Source organism: Rhodonellum sp. (genome assembly GCF_030656585.1).
GTDB classification, from domain to species: domain Bacteria; phylum Bacteroidota; class Bacteroidia; order Cytophagales; family Cyclobacteriaceae; genus Rhodonellum; species Rhodonellum psychrophilum.
On record NZ_JAUSPP010000018.1, the window covers coordinates 64,949 to 82,742 of the forward strand.

The 17,794-nt window shown below is 42.8% G+C and carries 13 protein-coding genes; 1 reads left to right on the forward strand and 12 read right to left on the reverse strand.

Annotated features, from left to right (window positions below; translation table 11 throughout):
* Window positions 1–36: 36 nt before the first annotated feature.
* The 10 genes from Q7J63_RS03825 to Q7J63_RS03870 all read right to left on the reverse strand — a co-directional run bounded on the left by Q7J63_RS03825 (window position 37) and on the right by Q7J63_RS03870 (window position 13,089).
* Complete coding sequence (locus Q7J63_RS03825) at window positions 37–1,152, reverse strand: glycosyltransferase family 1 protein (RefSeq protein WP_304884085.1); 1,116 nt, start codon at window positions 1,150–1,152, stop codon at window positions 37–39.
* Window positions 1,149–2,546: an O-antigen ligase family protein gene (locus Q7J63_RS03830; protein WP_304884087.1), complete on the reverse strand. Its 1,398-nt coding sequence runs from the start codon at window positions 2,544–2,546 to the stop codon at window positions 1,149–1,151. The genes Q7J63_RS03825 and Q7J63_RS03830 overlap by 4 nt, the downstream gene beginning before the upstream one ends.
* Window positions 2,537–3,475, reverse strand: a complete 939-nt coding sequence (locus Q7J63_RS03835; RefSeq protein WP_304884089.1) for a glycosyltransferase family 2 protein — start codon at window positions 3,473–3,475, stop codon at window positions 2,537–2,539. Before Q7J63_RS03835 ends, Q7J63_RS03830 begins: the two co-directional genes overlap by 10 nt.
* Window positions 3,432–4,748, reverse strand: a complete 1,317-nt coding sequence (locus Q7J63_RS03840) for an oligosaccharide flippase family protein (RefSeq protein ID WP_304884091.1) — start codon at window positions 4,746–4,748, stop codon at window positions 3,432–3,434. Before Q7J63_RS03840 ends, Q7J63_RS03835 begins: the two co-directional genes overlap by 44 nt.
* 21 nt (window positions 4,749–4,769) lie before the next feature.
* Window positions 4,770–5,837 carry an exopolysaccharide biosynthesis protein gene (locus Q7J63_RS03845; protein WP_304884094.1) on the reverse strand — a complete coding sequence of 356 codons (1,068 nt, stop codon included), beginning with the start codon at window positions 5,835–5,837 and terminating at the stop codon, window positions 4,770–4,772.
* Between the two features lie 5 nt (window positions 5,838–5,842).
* Window positions 5,843–8,359: an SLBB domain-containing protein gene (locus Q7J63_RS03850; protein WP_304884226.1), complete on the reverse strand. Its 2,517-nt coding sequence runs from the start codon at window positions 8,357–8,359 to the stop codon at window positions 5,843–5,845.
* A gap of 274 nt (window positions 8,360–8,633) precedes the next feature.
* A complete protein-coding gene (locus Q7J63_RS03855) occupies window positions 8,634–9,638 on the reverse strand; it encodes a radical SAM/SPASM domain-containing protein (RefSeq protein ID WP_304884096.1) in 1,005 nt (334 codons plus the stop codon).
* Window positions 9,639–9,695: 57 nt separating this feature from the next.
* Window positions 9,696–10,205: a fasciclin domain-containing protein gene (locus tag Q7J63_RS03860; RefSeq protein WP_304884097.1), complete on the reverse strand. Its 510-nt coding sequence runs from the start codon at window positions 10,203–10,205 to the stop codon at window positions 9,696–9,698.
* A 509-nt stretch (window positions 10,206–10,714) separates the two neighbouring features.
* On the reverse strand, window positions 10,715–11,797 hold the full coding sequence (locus Q7J63_RS03865; RefSeq protein WP_019596417.1) for a YhcG family protein: 1,083 nt from the start codon (window positions 11,795–11,797) through the stop codon (window positions 10,715–10,717).
* A gap of 335 nt (window positions 11,798–12,132) precedes the next feature.
* Complete coding sequence (locus Q7J63_RS03870) at window positions 12,133–13,089, reverse strand: fasciclin domain-containing protein (RefSeq protein ID WP_370691863.1); 957 nt, start codon at window positions 13,087–13,089, stop codon at window positions 12,133–12,135.
* 535 nt (window positions 13,090–13,624) lie between these two features.
* On the opposite strand from Q7J63_RS03870, the gene gldB reads away from it, so the two are divergent.
* Window positions 13,625–14,629, forward strand: coding sequence for a gliding motility lipoprotein GldB (gldB, locus tag Q7J63_RS03875; protein WP_304884100.1), 1,005 nt, complete (start codon window positions 13,625–13,627; stop codon window positions 14,627–14,629).
* Here the strand turns inward: gldB and Q7J63_RS03880 are convergent.
* Entirely contained in the window at window positions 14,598–15,821 is a 1,224-nt protein-coding gene (locus Q7J63_RS03880) for a glycosyltransferase family 4 protein (protein ID WP_304884102.1), read from the reverse strand. The genes gldB and Q7J63_RS03880 overlap by 32 nt on opposite strands.
* A 107-nt stretch (window positions 15,822–15,928) precedes the next feature.
* Window positions 15,929–17,782: an asparagine synthase (glutamine-hydrolyzing) gene (asnB, locus tag Q7J63_RS03885; RefSeq protein WP_304884103.1), complete on the reverse strand. Its 1,854-nt coding sequence runs from the start codon at window positions 17,780–17,782 to the stop codon at window positions 15,929–15,931.
* Window positions 17,783–17,794: the final 12 nt, after the last annotated feature.

Consider the following 17,794-nt stretch of genomic DNA (forward strand, 5'->3'; position numbering starts at 1 on the left):
TTTTGGACTAATTTTTTTTAAGAAAAGTGCTGGTTTTCATAAGTGTTTGCGAAACTCATTATAAAAAGCTTTTCGGGTAAATTCATTTTTCCTCAAGTATCCTTTTTCGATCATTTGGATGCAGAATTCAGGCCGAATATATACGGTTTCCATTGCCATGGCCAAATCCTGAAAATCACCCATTCCCGTAATCAATCCCGCTCCTCCGGCTACTTCCACCAAGGCTTCTTGGTCAGAGAGGATGACCGGCAATCCATTGCACATGGCTTCAATGATGGGAATTCCAAACCCTTCATTTGAAGAAGGGAATACGTAAGCCAAAGCATTTTTATAGAGTGTTTTGACACTTTCATCCGAAAGGAACCCGGTCATTATTACTTTTCCCTCCAAATTTAATTCTTTTATTTTATCCACCACTTTTTGATAATCATCCAAATTGGTGCTAAGTCCTTTTTCCCCAGCCAACACCAATTTCAATTTTCCAGGATATTTTTGGTCAAAAATACCGAATGCCTGAACCAAAACTGGAAGCAATTTTCTTCTGTCAAAACTGCCGACATGGAGAAAAAAGGATTGACGATGCAGGTCATGCGTAGCGATAACGTTTGTTTCTGGTGTTTCTGGCAATAATTTGGGACATTGGTAAATTACATTTATGGGATTTGTGATCCCTGCTATTCGTTGAAGGGAATTCTTGGAATAATTGGAGGTGGTGATCAGTGTGGTATTTCCCTTGATTCCCCAAAAAAACATTTTCAGGAAATACTTCCTCCAGATAGCATTGTAATTCTGTGGCATTTGCCAGAAAAAAGCATCATGAACCACAACCAATTTTTTGGTGGGGAGTGGAATGACGGGTGCAAGAAAATCAAAACAAATGAGTACATCCGGTTTTTCTTTCCAGACCCTGAACGGGAGCAAAACCTGCTTCCAAAAAAAATAATAGAGGTGATAATATAACTTTTTCCAATAGGCAACATTTCCCCTAAAAGTAGATTTGTTGGCTTGTTTTTGAAAATCATGGGTGAAGATATATTGGATTTCTTTCTCTTCATTTTCAAGGACCGCCTGACAAAACTCCACCATATAGGTTTTGATTCCCGTAAGTGCGGTATTGAGGTAAAATAAGTCGACCAATACTTTTCTTTTCATATTGCCAAGGTCGGTTGATGAGTGTTGAGGGCTTGGTATTCCCGAATACTGTAGCCGACCATCCACCATGTCACCCAGGAAACATACGTGTAGATTTCTACATTTGCAGTGAAAAGCGGCAATAATAATCCGAATTTGACAGTTGCCGCCACAAATGCGATTCGCGCAGTCATTGTATTGGGCGTTTGATTGAATACCTTAAGTGAGTATCGGATGCTGTAAGCCAATAGCAAGATGTAAAGAAGCATGCCTATCCAACCCAATTGCACGCCAAAGATTAGAAATTGGTTTTCGCCACCTATGCGAAGTTCATCCTCCACGCTGCCGAAATTTCCGCTCATGGCCAAACCTATTCCCAAAGGATTGGCGACCATAGAGTCCAGGGCCAGAAGCCATTCGATGACATGGCCCATGCTGGAAGTGTTTTCAAACGTCAAAGTATCCAATACATAATAGTAAAGATCATCTGTGGCAAAGAAGAGGATATAGGCCGAAAAACATACAGCCAGTAATACTCCAGAAACGATGAGCTTATTTAGTTTGAAAATCAAGGCAATGAAGAAAACCATCAGAAAGAAGGCCGCAAAAGCTGCTCTGGAAGCTGAAAAAAACAAGCCCATCATTGCACAAAACATCACAACGGTGTAAAGAAACCATTTTTCTCGTTTGGAAGTCAAAAACCAGATCAGTCCTGCCGAAAAGCCCATCAACACGGAGCTGGCCAATTCCAATGGATCCGCATAGAAAGAAGCCAAGCGTTTGGTTACCGCCTGAGTTTCAAAGGTCCATGTTAAGCCGAAATGTCCCGCAGGTTCAATATCGCTGATTACCGCATTGTAATTTGCATAACCCGTCAAAGATTGAAGATGGGTATCGATGGATTTTTCAAAAATATTGACCACAAAGGCCGCGATGGTGACAAAGAAAATCAATTGAAAAACTCTATTTACTTCCAAATCCGAAAAATTTGTGTTGCGCCCAATAAAGTAGACGAATCCAGGAATCAGAATACTTTTCATATACAGTGCCTTATTCAAGAAGGGAGCCCCGATAGGCAAAAAAAGATAAAGCATTGCAAGCCCGACAAAGGCTAAAAATAATTTGTCCACGAGATGGAGTCTAAAAGGGAATTCCAAGACATTCTTTTGGTAGACCAAAAAGCCAAGGACACTACAAACCACCACCAACTCCTTTAAAATCTGAAAAAATTTGACTAATAAAATTGAATTTGTCGCTTGAAGGGTAAGGCTTAAAATCGTGATATAAATAGGCAGATACAGCAAAAGGAAATAAATGCTGTATTCCCATTTTGCCTTTAGGAAGATTTGCTGCAAGACGATAAGCGTCAAGATAACAAAACTTCCTCCTAGAATTAAGAAAAAAATTATGGACATAATGGTGTATTAGATTCAGGGTTCAATTGAAACCCATCTTTGATTCCGCGCAAAACAGCTTTTGCTTTCTTGAATCTTTTTCTCAGGCAAAAATAAGAGATCCAAACCATATATTTCAATAACTGATAGCCAAAGGCCAAAAGAGCAAAAGGAAAAAGGCCATGGTTGCGAATCAAAAAGATTTGGTTTCTAGCATGGAGGTAAAACACGGTTGCACTCAATGTGCCTTCACTATGGGTTTTTTTAGAGGAAGCACCCGCTTCATGAAAAATTATAGCCTTACTCGCCAAGAATATTTGATATCCCTTTTTTTTCATTCGCAAAGACCAATCCACGTCTTCGAAATAAGCAAAATATCCCGGCACCATATAACCCACATCCTGTAATACCTCCTTGGAAATCAGCAAACAGCAACCGGTTGCCCAGTCGAGTTCCCGATCAGGAATGAGCTGTGGGTCGATTGTTTTTCGGTCGTGAAGAGTGGTGGGGATTGCCAAAAGGGAATTGTATTTTCCTCCGGCACTCCAGATGATTTTTCGTTGTTGATTGAAAAATATCAAAGGTTGGATCAGACCTGCATTGGGCTGAAGTTTTTGGAATAAGATCAATTGATCGAGAAAATCAGGGGAAACTTCCGTGTCGTTATTTAGCAATAAAATATTGTCAAATCCATTTTCCAAAGCATAGGCCATTCCCACATTGTTGCCACCTGTAAAACCGATGTTCTCAGCAAGACCGATGTAATGGTGGGCGGGAAAAGCCTCCCGGAGTTTTTGGAGAGAGTCATCCGTGGAACCATTGTCTATGACAATTATTTTGAAAGAAGGATACAATGTATTTTCCAATGACTGAAGACATTGGAGTGTAAAAGGATAGCCATTCCAATTAATGATGATGATGGCTACCGAAGAGACTTGAGGTGATTCCATTGAAGATCGCTTTTTCATTTTTATAGATGAGTACTAGACCCACGAAAAACACAAATAATTCTTTGGCCAACAAACCAAAACATAACCCGGTGCCGCCAAAATTTGATCCCAGAACAATTGAAACCACCAACATAAAGATACACATCGTCCAAGACAATTTGAAAAGGAGGTTTTTTCTATCTGTGACCAAAAGAATAGTGATGTTCAAAATATTCAAGCAGGCTACAAAAGGGATAAAAGACAAAATTTTAAGGTATAAGATGGATTCTTCCAAATACTGCTTGGTCATGACCTTGACGATAAAGGGTGCAAGCAGGAAGGTCATCATTGATATAATCACGCTGAGGATAATGGCGGTATAATATATCTTTCTCAGATATCGATAAAACCCCGGTCTATCATTTTGATAAAGCTTGGAAGCATTTGGATAAATGGATTGAATCACCAATGCGGGAAACATTCTGAGGACAAAGGAGATTTTTTCCGCCAAACTAAACATTCCCAAAGTCTCCGCATTGGAAAAAAAACTCAGGATGATCAATCCCCCATTCACTGAAAAGTGGGATGTTAGATTGGACAAGAAAAGAAAAATATTTTCTTTAAAAGAAATAACCAATGCCTTAAGTCGAGGTTTAAAAAGTTTAATTTCCAGTTCATAATGAATGTAAAGCAAGAGGCAAAGATTGATGACCAGTGCGGATCCTCCAAAAATGAAATTCACCCATTTTGATTGTTCGGGAGATTGTATAAAAAATACTATCCCCATCAGAAACAGTAGCTTGCTGAAAATATTGGTAATGGAAACCAATTTCATTTTTTCGAGACCCTGAAAAAACCAGAGAGGAAGGGCTGCTTCCGAAAACAGGATCAACATCGATAAAATGAGAATCGTCTGGTAGCCTTGAAAAAGATTAAAAACAAAAACACTGATCAGAATAACCACCGAAGTCAAGGAAGCCAGCAACATCTTACTCGAAATAATATTGGAGAAAATATGAGACAGCGCCTCTTTGTCATTGCTTTGGAGGGCGACCGCCCGTGGAGCACTTAGACTATATCCATAATCTACCACAATATTGGCCAATATGATCACAGATAGAGCAAGGTTGACCAAGCCAAACTGATCCACGCCGATTGACTGAATCAACAAGGGCATGGAAATCAGCGAAATCAATATATTCGATGCTTGAATGGTCACCAAAAAAGCGAAATTCTGAATGGATTTGTTCCGAATAAGGTGGCTGAATGGAAATGAGGTTATTTTTTCAAACATGATTAAAAAATGTCAGGCCCATCAAGATGCTTTGATGTGAATGCGATAGAGCGCGGTAACATACAGAAAAATCACCATCAAGATCCCCGCAAATAGTCCTCCCAAAACCATCCCTTTGAGTGGTCGGATTTCCGAACGGGTCAATGGATATCTCGGGGAGTCGATGAGCTGGATCAATGGCGAATTGTTTCTATGGTTGACCTTGGCGATTTCCAGATTTTTGACGATTTCTGAATAGATGGCAGAAGATGCCTGCACATCCACCTGTTTTTTCTTGGCATCCACGATGCCCGCTTGGAGCAAGGGGTTTGGATTTGGGATTCGATCCGTGCTGCTCGCGTAAGCGGTAAGGCTTCCGTCCAGGATCACCCTAACACTGTCGGCCTGCGACTGCAAAATCCTTAGATTCTCAGCGGTTTTCTTGGTTTTGGTTTCCAGATAAAAACTGTTGACATTCTCCACCAAGGCCTCATTGAAGACCTTTGCGAAAGCTTCATCTTTGGAAGAAATGTTTACCTGGATGATGGTGAGCTTCCGGTTTGGTTTGTCAACGGCAAGTTGGCTTTTGCGGATAAGTTTAGAGACCTCTTTGACGACTGAATCCTGGGTGATGCTGAATTTTTCGCGATCAATTGAAAAATCGATCGCACTGAAATCCACCTTGTTTTTCCATTTTTGATCCAGCTTGTTGAAGGTGATGAATCGGTCGATGAGCAATTGACTTGAATCGAAAGGGCTCAACAGGGTTTTGCCCATCATGTTGTCCGAGCGGTAGAGCTCCATGATGTTGTCCCCTTGAAACAAACCGCTGGAACTGCCCAAGGAGCCGAGATTGACACCCACCAAAGAGGCCAAACCTGACATTTGCCCAAGTCCTGAGGCATCCGATTCCTCCAATACAAAAGAGGTTTCGGCAATGTAGACGGGCTTCTTGAACTTTGAAACCAAATATCCCACTCCAATTCCGAGCACTCCAGCCAAGAATATCAATTTCCACTGACCTACAAAAAACCTGACCCAATTCCGAATGCGCAGGATAACCTCCCTAAACGTGATTTTATCGTCCAATATATGTTCTTGATTTGCCATGCTGATTACCAGTTGATTTGGGAAGAGATCAGGAGCAGGGTTGCCAATCCAGTGGAAATTCCTACCAATTCTCCCGGTCGAAGCGGGATTCTGGGTCCTTTGGTCGGCACGATCACTTCAGCGCCAGGCTCGACACCGGGGAAAACCCGCAAGCCAAGAAAACTTTTTGTCCGGGCAACTTCCCCGTTTGCATAGACGACATAAGTCCGCTTGCGATTGGCGCGGTTGTCAAAACCGCCCGATTGGTTGATATAATACTTCATTCCCCTGGCAGATTCATGCCGCACGGTGGTTGGATACACGACATCTCCCCGCATTCTGACGGTTTGGAGTTGTCTAGGAATGGAAATAATGTCGCCCTCTTCCAAGATAAGATCGTATTCAGATCCCGGATTTTTGAGTATGGACTCCAAATCGATGGCGACGGCTTCCGTTTGTTTGATTTTAATGGGAGAAAGATTGCTTTTGGTTTCGGATATTCCCGTGATGGCGTCTCTCTTGGATTGAGAGGCGGAAGCAGTTTCCATGGCATCAAGCGCTGGGGTTTTTCCGAGGTCTTGAAACAAACGTGCGAGCAGCAATTCCTGGGCTTCGGTATTGTTGGGGTCCAGAAGCATTTTTTGCTGGAGGTCTGAAAGGTTTCTCTGTCTCCGGATTTGTTCGGATTCTGTTTCGTAAAATTCCGTTCTCCGGATCAAGGTTGCCCCTTTGGGATAGGCGAAAGCTGTCAAACCTCCCGCTCTTCGAATAACATCTGAAATCCTTTCCTGGGCAGACTTCACGGCAAACACCCCCGGGGAATTGATTTGTCCTTCGACCTGGATCAATTTTTCCAAGGTGAAATTCGGTTTTCTCCGGATGATCAAATTGTCAAAAGGCGCCATTGCAATGGGGTTTGCGCGTAGGGAAAGATCTGCATTGATTTGCACAGGCACCAGTTCTGAGAAAGCGCCTACTTCTGGATTTACCAATCTTCTGGCGATTTCAATGTCATTGATATTGGCAGCTTCCCTTAAGCCTCCGGCAAGGACAATCAGGTCCTCTACGGTCATTTCGCTGGAGTAGGGATAGGTTCCGGGATTCCTTACTTCACCCGTTACCTGCACATAAATTTCCTCCTTGAGGTCGTAGATGCTTGACACCCGAACCACATCTTCCCGCTGAAGGGAAATGTCTGATTGGCTGCCATTGAGGATGTTTCTAAGATTGACGGAAAGTACTTCCGTGCTGAGGTCTTCATTTGTCCGGAGGATACTCGCGCGTTCCAGATTGGCTTCTCCACGGACCCCATCGGCATTTCGGATCAATTGGACCAAGGTGAGGCCTTCGGTCAAGGCGTAATTGCCTTCCCTAAATACAGCGCCTTTGATCTGAACCCGATTGGCGAAGCGGTTGAGTACTTTTCCTACGGTATATTGGTCACCGCCTTTTACGGAGAAGATGGCAAATTGATTTTGGTAAATGTCTGAAACCGCCCGCTCTTTTCCTGTGATCCGCGTGACATTGATTCGGTCTCGAAAGGCCTCATCCGTGAATCCACCTGCATATTTCAGCAGTTGATCAAAGTTTTCGTTTTCCTTCACCTCAAAAATCTTCGGCCTTTTGACTTCCCCGATCACGGAAACCCTGGAAATAAAGGGTTCGACCAAAATCACGTCCTGATCCCGAAGTTGGAAGTCCAGGCTGGCGATTCCTTCTACCAAGAAAGTGTAGATATCGATTGTCGAAACCATTTTGCCATCCCGGATGACTTTGATGTTTCGCATGGTGCCATTGTCATTTGGGCCGCCTGCTGCATAAAGTGCATTGAACACCGAGCTGAAAGCGCTCAGCGTAAAAGTGCCTGGAAGTCTCAGTTCACCCACCAAATGCACTTTTATCGTCCGGACATTTCCCAGAGTCACCTGAAGAAAAGTATTGGGGTTGGCGCCACGAAGGCCCGAGTAATACGTGGAAAGCCTGTTTCTGATGATTCCCGTGGATTCTTCTATGGTCTTTCCTGAAACACTCACCGGACCGATATTGTCCAATAAAAGAAATCCGTCTGGATTTACCGTGGCTTCATAATATTGCTCGGATTGTCCATAGACATCGATGTACAGCATGTCACCCGGTCCGACCACATAATTTTTTGGCGTGGCCATGTTCAGGTTGGGTTCAAATGACAATCTCCTGTTTTTGTTGTAAAAAAGATTGGAGCCGAAAACTGCGGAGATCTCATCTTTCACTCCACTAAAATCAGGTTGGAATTTAAGAATGTCTTGGGCGATGAAGTTGAGATCTGCCTGACTTCTTGGCTCCCTTTTGGAAGCGGTTGCAGTGGATCTGGTCCCAGATCCAGTCAAGGATAACTTTTCGAGACGGATTCTAAGTTTTTCGACTTCCGTGGCGGGAACCCCCCTTACCTGAGCCATTTGTAGCAACTCTGATTCGGACAAACCGGCTTCATTTGCCCGTCGGACCAATTCCTTGATTTGTTCATCCGAGAGCTCATCCACCTTGATATTGGCGATATCCGCCATCGACTGGGAGTGAGCCGTCGGCGGAACTGCAAAAAACAAAACAAGGGACAGCAATAGTACCGACCAGCATGTTTTTAAAGTCATTTTTATTTGAAAATTCATGGGTAATTCTCTGTGTTTTTTCAGATTTCAGCTTTTCCCTTTTCAAGGAAACTTGAAAAAAGAAGCGCTTAAAAGGTGTTGATTCGCTGTGAAATATCAGTAAACTAGCGTAAAGATAACTATTCCAAGCTGTAATGAAATAGCGGTGATTTCTATATGGTGGAATTCAAGATTACTCCGAGCAGTTTTTGCACATTTCGATTTGCTGACGATCTTCCAGAAGTTGCCGCCGGAAGGCATTGTATTGGGGAGATTTCCAGACTTCCTGAAGTGTTGCCTCCCCGATTTTGCCCATGACATGGCTGCCATCTTTGTCAAAGCAGCAGGGGACGATCTTGCCATCCCAAGTGACCACGGCACCTTGCCACATCCGCCAACATTTGTTTTCGATTTCTTTCTTGAGTTTCCAGGTCCCGTTTCCGGAAGGGAGATAACGGGAATATTCCGGGTTTTTGGGAATCAATTCAGATCCCATTTCGAAACCATAGATTTGGGTGGTTTTCAATTGGACCTCATCCACCCCGAGTGCCGCCGCAAAACCATGTAGTTCCGGGATTTGGTGTTCGTTTTTTCCCGTGACCAAAAACTGGAGGATGATTCTTGGAAATTTCAAGTCCCTTTCCTTCCGGGTTTGGACCAAAAGCGCCAGTCCATCTTTGACTTTTTGGAGTTTTCCTCCGATTCGATAATCCTGATACACTTCCTGAGTGATGCCATCCATGGAGACGATCAACTGTCGAAGTCCAGAATCAAGGGTTTTGTGGACATTTTCGGCATTGAGGTAATGGGCATTGGTGGAGGTGGCGGTAAAAATCCCTTTCTGGTCTGCGTATTTGACCATATCCAAAAATTCCGGATGCAGGTACGGTTCTCCCTGAAAGTAGAGGTGGAGGTAGCTGAGGTAATCTCCCGATTGGTCAATGATGGACCTGAATAAGGTGTTGCTCAGCATGCCGGTCGGTCTGGTAAAACTGCGCAGTCCACTTGGACATTCTGGACAGCGAAGATTGCAGCTCGTAGTCGGCTCTATCGAAAGTGTGCTTGGATACCCCCAAATGATGGGTTTTTTGGTCCATCGGCTAAGGTGAAAAGAGGCGAATAAAAGAATGTAATTGGATAGTTTTTTTTTGTTCAGGTACCTGAAAAATGCCCAACCGTTGATCAATTTGTTTTTCACGCGTTCAAGAAAGAAATAAAATTTTGGATAAAAAAGAAACCAAAGGTCTGGTCTTAATCAATTTTGTTCAGCAATCAATACCCGATCCACAATGTGGATTACTCCATTAGTCGCTTCGATGTTGGCGGTGGTGATCTTTGTGTTTTCATTGATGCTTATCCTGTTATTTTGCCCCCGAAAAAACAGGTAGTTGTCCGGTGAAAATGTTGGAATGGAGTCTCTTTCTAACAGGGATGTCAAATATCTTCCGGATAATACATGATAGACCGGAATGTCCTGGAGGGAATCAGCGGTCATCAAATTGAGGTTCAATTGGGACTCTAAAAAAGCCTGGTTAGATGGTGCAAAAACGGTGAATGGCCCTTGGGTGGACAATGCATTGGTCAATCCGGCTTTGTTGATGGCGAAGAGGAAGGTGCTGAGTTCCGGATTTTCTGCCGCCGTGGCGATCATGTTTTGCTCAGTCGTGGGGGGAAGGTCAAATCCGCCATTGCAGGAACCGACTACCATTACTGCGAGGGAAGCCCAAAGGAGAGATTGAAGGAAGAAGCGTCGTCTGTTTTTCATTTTTCGAAATTTGGTCTTCCAAAATGGAACGTGATTGGAGCCCATAAGATTTCAAATCACTGATGGTTTTTGCTCGTTCCCTGTTGGCTTAAGGCAAAAGTATGATTTATTTCCCAATCCCAGTTTTGGGGAGGGATAATTGAGAAGCTTTGTGATAGGGGTCGATTTTCGTCCTGCCGCTTAACAATGAATTGCGGTGTTAAGATTTGAACCAAGCCTATAGCTTTTGTTGAGAGGTGGTTTTTTCAATCGCGTAACGAAGGTGAAAATCTTAAGCGTGTATTTTAATCTTCGGAAATTATCCCGCTGTTCGAGGTTTGCAATCCCGTACTTCAGATAATCAGGATTTGTAATCCTGGTCAAAGAAAAAATTCAACCCAACCAACCAGGAAACTCCAGTTACTTTTCCTGTCTTTTCTCCGAGGACCCTTCGACCCCTCTTTTCGCTAATGAAAATTAAAGAAACATCTTTAAATTATTTTACAGCGCCTTGATAAGCAACAGTAATTCTAATTCTCGTTTGTTTCATTGTCAAACAGTTCGTGTAGTTTTTGTTGTAAAAGTTTCTTGTCAGGTAGTTGGGTTTTGTACTCTGAAACCATAGTGGGGGATAGGCTTCTGCTTAAAGCATATTCAACAACTTCACTGTCTTTGTCCTTACACAACAAAATTCCAATACTTGGATTTTCATTCGTTTTCTTAACATCTCGGTCTAATGCTTCTAAATAAAAATTCAGTTGTCCTAAGTGGTCAGGCTTAAACTTGTCGGCTTTGAGTTCAAATGCCACCAAGCATTGCAGTCCACGATGATAAAAAAGCAAGTCAATAAAAAAGTCGCTATTACCAACTTGTAGCTTGTATTCTTTATCTATGAACAAAAAGTCCTTGCCAAGTTCAAGTATGAAGTTTTTCATTTGTCCTACAAGTCCACTTTGTAACTCACTTTCACTATGTGGCTCCGTCAGGTTTAGAAATTCTAACACATAGCCGTCTTTGAATGTGTTTGTGATGTCGAAGTTACTTTCTTTCAGCACTGCTGAGAGTTTTGAGTTTCCTATCAAAGTGCGCTCGAAAAGGCTAGCAGATATTTGTCGTTCGAGTTCTCGGAAACTGTAACTTTCTTGTTTGGCTAGTTTCAAATAAAACTCTCGTTCTTCAACGGTTTTGCATCTTGAAAATATCGCCAAATTATGAGACCAACTTATTTCTCTCAACAGTGTTGAGAGTTTTGGAAAGTCCTTGTATGTCTCGTAAAACTGCTTCATTCTCCAAATATTCTTGTCGGAAAAGCCTTTTATTTCGGGTTCGTTTTGTTGAATGTGTTTTGCTAATTCAGTCACCACAGCGTCGCCCCATTCGGCTAGTTCAATCTTATTGGTTAAATATTCTCCGATGTTCCAATAAAGGTTAATCAATTCAGAATTTACGGCTTTAAGAGCAATCGTCCGAGATTGCTTAATAAGTTGAATAATGTGGGTAAATCGCTTGTCCATATTTATTTTGATACAAAATAATGTTTTTTTAGTAATGCTTGTCTTTCCGAACTGGTTTTCTACGCAGTTTATCCTTTGATGACCGAGTTGATTATCCATTTAACCACCAATGACACAACAATAATCTAAAGGAAATAGTATTGAAAAGCCCTAAATAAGCTATGGGGCTTCTGTGTTGCTGTTCGATATTTGCAATCCTGGTCAATCTACAATCATACCTTTGCGAAAAACTCTTCGCCCTTATTGTAAAATCTTCCGCAACGAAGATTTCATTGCGCTGCCCCTTTGTGGTCCTAGCAAGGACTTAGTGGTACGAAGAGATCAGAGAAAAAAAGGCTTGGCCACAATGCCTTATTCAAAAATTTTTCCGGAAATAGCATAAAAAAAGGGGTAAACTTAACCGTCTACCCCTTTTGGAATTTATCAATATCAAATTAACCTGGCAACAAAACCTTGTCTATGGCATGGATGACACCATTTGTACCATGAATATTCAATGCTGTCGGTACAAGACCTGAATCATTAATTTGAAGATTGGCAAGATCTACTGTGAGATTAGAACCAGTAAGCAATGTTGGCAAAGATGCTCCTTGTCTAAGGTCCTGAGAAAATGCTCTTGCAGGTACCACGTGATATTGCAATACCGCTGTTAAGGTTTCCAAATCAACTTCATTGATCCCAGAAACACCCAAGGCAACGTATAAATCTGCAAAAGCAGCATCAGTGGGAGCGAAAACAGTAAAGTTATCATCAAATCCACCAGTGAAAGCACTCACCAAATTGGCACGAGTCAATGCAGCCACCAGTTGCGTAAATTGTGGCGCGGCAGCAGTAGAAGCAGCAACTGCGATCTCAGCAATATTTTGAGTGGGTGCAGTGATGACATAATCCAAAACGTGTATCACTCCATTGGAAGCATTGACATCCGTTTGGATGATTTTGGAATTTCCATTGATCCAAATATCATTGTTTGGCGCCACGCTCACGTAAAATGGAGTTGTTGCAACAGTGGTTTTTTTTCCAGCGGTAACTACTGAAGCGGGTACCTCACCTGCCAAGACATGATAAGTAAGAATGTCATCTAAATTGTCTGCGGCCAACAGCTGATTTGCAGTGAGATTATTGTCAGTCAAAAATCTACCGAAGGCTTCGTTGGTTGGGGCAAAGACAGTAAAAGGACCTGTTCCGGATAATGTTGTTACCAATCCTGCAGTTTGTACTGCAGTAACCAATGTTGTAAAGCTGGCATTTGCAGCGGCTACTTCCACAATATTTGGCTCGGGGATCGGAGGTGTCGGATCATCATCTCCACAGGAATAGAAACCAAAGGTGGCGGCCAACGCCGTCATCGGAATTATTCTACTGAAGTTTGAAATCATGAATTTTTTCATAGTATATATTGGTTTAGTTTAATTGTGGAACATTAGCTAAACCAGATCCGAGGGTGATTGGTTATTGCTTGTGTTGAAAAAAGCAAAAAATGTAAATGAACTGCCTTTAAATGTAACTGAAAAACGCCCTTTTGGAAATAAAAAAATCGTTTGTTTTTTGGGGAATAACACCTGACCATCAATGGTTTATAATTTTTAGGCCTTTATTTATGGCATTTTGTGGTCGGATTTACCCTTTTGATTTACATTTTGTTGCTCAGTTTATACCCAAAAAATCAGGGTAAGGGAAAGTTTCAGTTTTGAAAAGTCCAAAGAGGATCGACTTGGAAGCTGTCCCAGGAATTCTGGGATAAACACAGCTTGGAGGGCAGTTCAAGTGTGATGGAATGGGGTTAAAATGGGTCGATTAAGCCAATAAATTTGATTGTTTGGTGTAATGGGAAATTTGACAGCGTCTCGAATGGGAAAAAACAACATCAATTTGGCTGTTTTCTTGTAGATTTGGTTTTGGAAACAAGGTAATAAAATAGTGAAGATGCAGAAATTACGTTCAGCGGTTATTTGTCTTATTGTGGGAATACTCCTTTTTTCCTGTAAGAAAAAGGAGGAAGCATGTAGTTTGGACCCTGAAATATTGAAGGAAAATATTGAACTGAAAATCGAAAGATTGGAAGATCAATTTTTCCAAGCCGAAAAACCGGAGGATTTGCTTTTTCTGTTGGAGGAATATCCGGAGTTCACCGATCTTTATTTGCAGGCAAAACTTTATGAATCCAAGGAGGTTTTGGCCACCGAACTCTTTGCAATACATCAAGACACCTTGATGATAGAACTTTACACAGAGGTCAAAAAGAATTATGAAGACATCTCCGATTTGGAAACTGAGTTGCTCAATGCCTTCAAGTACATTCGGTATTATTTCCCCGAGTTCAAGGTGCCGAAGGTGTACACTTTCGTCAGCGGATTCAGCTTGGACTTATTGGTTCACGAGGACATCATTGTCATTGGATTGGATTACTTTTTACCGGCCGCGCATCGTTTTCAACCGCCGGATTTGCCCAATTATATCACCAAGCGGTATGAAAGGGACTATTTAATCCCCATGATTGTCACAGCAATTTCTTCCCGTTTCAACAAAACCGATTTAAAGCAAAACACGCTCTTATCGGAAATGATTTACTACGGAAAAGCCTTTCATTTCACCAAGATGATGCTGCCTTGTACTGCCGACGATTATATCATTGGCTACAGCCAAAAGGAAGTGAGGGCTTGTTTTGACAATGAAGAGTTGATTTGGGCACACTTTGTCGAGAATGAATTGCTCTTCGAAACCAATCCCTTTGTCATCAGAAAATACACCGGAGAAGCACCTGCCACAGACGAAATCAGTCCGGATGCGCCCGGAAGAATCGGACGCTGGTTGGGTTGGAATATCGTGGATGATTATCGATTCAACAATTCCGTTTCTCTGGATGAGTTGATGTCGGATACGGATACGGACCGGATTTTCAGGCAATCAGGATATAAGCCCCGTCCCTAAATTCTCCCCCGAATTTTTCCGGATCCAGCACCACCAGCATTTTTCTCACAGCCAATTCCTTTGAAAAATGATTGACGGCCAATTTTCGGGCATTGGCTTGGAAACTCAATAGTCGTTCAGGGTTTTGGGCCAGTTCATCGAGTTTTTGGAATGCTTCCAAAGGTTTGGATGGCGATGCATATAATCCGAGCGCATTGGCTTTTACCAAATCATGGACCCAACCTTTATGGTTGACCAGAATTGATTTTCCGGCAGCCAAAGCATCAAAAAACTTATTGGGGCTGTTGGTCCTCAACACAGGCTGCTGGCCAAAGGAAATAAAAGCCATGTCCGAGATCGATAGCAAATCCCTGACTTTTTCTTTGTTGCCGAAGGGGATAAGATAAAAATTTGACAAGCCCAAATCAGCTGCTTTTTGGGCCAATGCTTTCAGGTGGGAGCCTTCGCCCATCACCACAAACTGATAGGTTTTCTTTTTTTCCTGGGCTATTTTGGCAATATCCAACAAAGTATCCACCGCATTGACCTTGCCGATCGCGCCTGTGTAACAAATGGTGAATACCGCTTTTAACCCGTATTCTCTCAGAATTTTTGGGTCTTTTGAGGTAGCTTGAAAAAATTCCAAATCTGAGAAATTTGGAATAATGGAAATGTGGGCTTCAGGTGATTTTTCACGAATATAATTGGCGATACCCGGGGAAAGGGCTACGATTTTCAGGGCATGTTTGTAGATGTTGGACTCCATGCGATAGAGCCATTTTTGGAGCAAGGGATTCCGGATCACACCGACTTGTATCGGCGCCTCGGGCCAAAGATCCCGCACCTCAAAAATATACGGCAGGGCAAATTTCTTTTTTGCCCACATTCCGATCCATCCCGTAGTGAGGGGAGTGGAGCTTATGTAAAGCAAATCTGCTCTGGGAAGTTTTTTGACCCATTGCTTGGCCAAGCTTACGAACTTGAGAAATGACCAGATCCTTCTGATTGTCCCAAATCCTTGGGCATATGCCACTGGAAGGTAATGCACCTTGATGCCCTGGATCATTTTGAAATCATAGTAGTCTTGGTTGTGTGAAGTGATCATTTCCACCTCTATACCGGCATCCACCATCCCCTTGGCCAAGTGATAGGAGCGGATGGCTCCTCCTTGTTGCGGGGTCAAAAAATACTGGTGGACATAGATGATTCTCATTCGTTTTGCTGCTTTAGCCCGTGTTGTGCTTTACCGATTCTATTCCAACCTTAAATTGTTTGATAATCAGTCAATTGTTTGCTGTTTTTGATTTTGCCAAATCGGTGCTAGACCTGATCCTCCCAATAGTCTGATTTTCTTTCAGTTTCAACACCAATTGGGAAATCTATTGCATCTTTTGGATTTAACCAGGATGCCAAAAGGAAAAGATTCCAAATCAACAGGAAATGCGCTGTTTTTGCGTTTTCTGGACAACGTGCCAATTTAAGCATTTCAGGTGGAAGAATTTCCCCCCATGTTACGGCCATCTCCCGAATCGGCCCGAAAACCCATTCTCGGAAATCCGGCTCTTTTTGAAACCATTCCTGCAGCGGCAAACCGAAACCGAGTTTTTTCCTGTTGGCAATAAAACCCAATCCCCGATCTTCCAAAGCTCCTTTTATCCAAGCTTTTCCCTCCAATTCAAGATGGAGATTTTCGGGCATACTTTTGCTGAAGACGACCAGATCATGGTCCAAATAGGGCGATCTACCCTCAATCGCATGGGCCATGCAGGAATTGTCATGGACTTTGAGCACATCATTGACGAGGTAGAAGGTCCGGTCAAATTCCAATGCGTTTTTGAAAGGAGCATTGGACTGGGTATACCAAGGCTTGAAAAGGCTTAGTGAATCTTTGGGAAGCGGGAAAAGCGTGGAAAAATTGACAAAAGTCTGTTCAGGTGTTTCTGCGATGGCCTTGAGCATTTTTTCCAAAGCCAATGGCATTGGAATCCATTGGTAAAATTTCTTCAACCAAAGAAATGCCTTTGGGTTTTTGAGGTAATTTTTCAAGGCTTTGTGGCGGTTGTAGCCCCCAAACAATTCGTCGGCACCCGCTCCGGATATCAAAATGTTGACCTTTTCTTTCGCTTTCTTTGCAATCATCCAAGTCAGAAATCCTGCACTGTCTCCGATGGGTTGGTCGAGACTTTCGATGTATGCCGGCCAATTTTCCATCACGGTCCCTACGTCGATTTTTATTTCATGGTGGTCTGCCGGATATTTCTGGACAAGCTTGTTGGCAAAAATGGGGTCCTCGTATTTGTGTTGGAGCGCCTGATCAAATGTGGCCGTGTAAGTGGGCAGTGCAATCCCCGATTGCTCATGCCAAAGCGCATACAACAAACTACTGTCAGCACCGCCACTGAGCACCATCCCAACCGGTCTTTCGGCATGAAAATGCTTCCGGACAGCGTTCTTTAATAGTGTTTCGAATTTGGCTTGATGAAAATCCGTTTGTTTTTCAATCGGGTAGTCCCATTGAAAAGGGCTGGATGTGGAGGTTTTCCAGTTCCACACCATGCCATGGCCGGGCAAGACCTGGTGGATTCTCCGATAAAAAGTTTTGTCGGGAAAGGAATGGCGTGCATGAAAATACGGAAAAAATTGATTTTCGTCTATGGAAGGGGTTTTGTCCAAAGCCGCCAAAATCCCCTTGCTTTCTGAGGAAAAAGCCCAAAAACTCCCTGAATGGTAACTATAGAGAGGTTTTTGTCCTGATGGATCCCTTGCGACAAGGAGTTCATGGGTTTGAATGTTTGCATAGACAAAGGCAAACATGCCTTTAAGGGAAGCGATTTTTTTTGTACCAAAGGCCATCAGCCAATAGAGCAATACTTCCGAATCCGATTCGGTGCGAAAAGTATAACCCAATTCCGACAATTCATTTTTGAGTTCCTCATAATTGTACAAGGCCCCGTTCCAAACCAATACAGCGTTTTTGTCCTGTGACCAAAAAGGTTGGTTGGAAGCATCTGTCAAATCCAGAATTTTCAATCTGTTTCCGGCCAAAAAAACATTCTCCGCCAATCTTTCGAAACCCGAAGCATCCGGTCCCCGATGCGCGGTTGCCTGCATCATTTTTTGGATGCTGGCTTCACCATTTAGGCTTGGATTGATCAGGAGGTTGATACCGCACATGTCTGGAAGAAG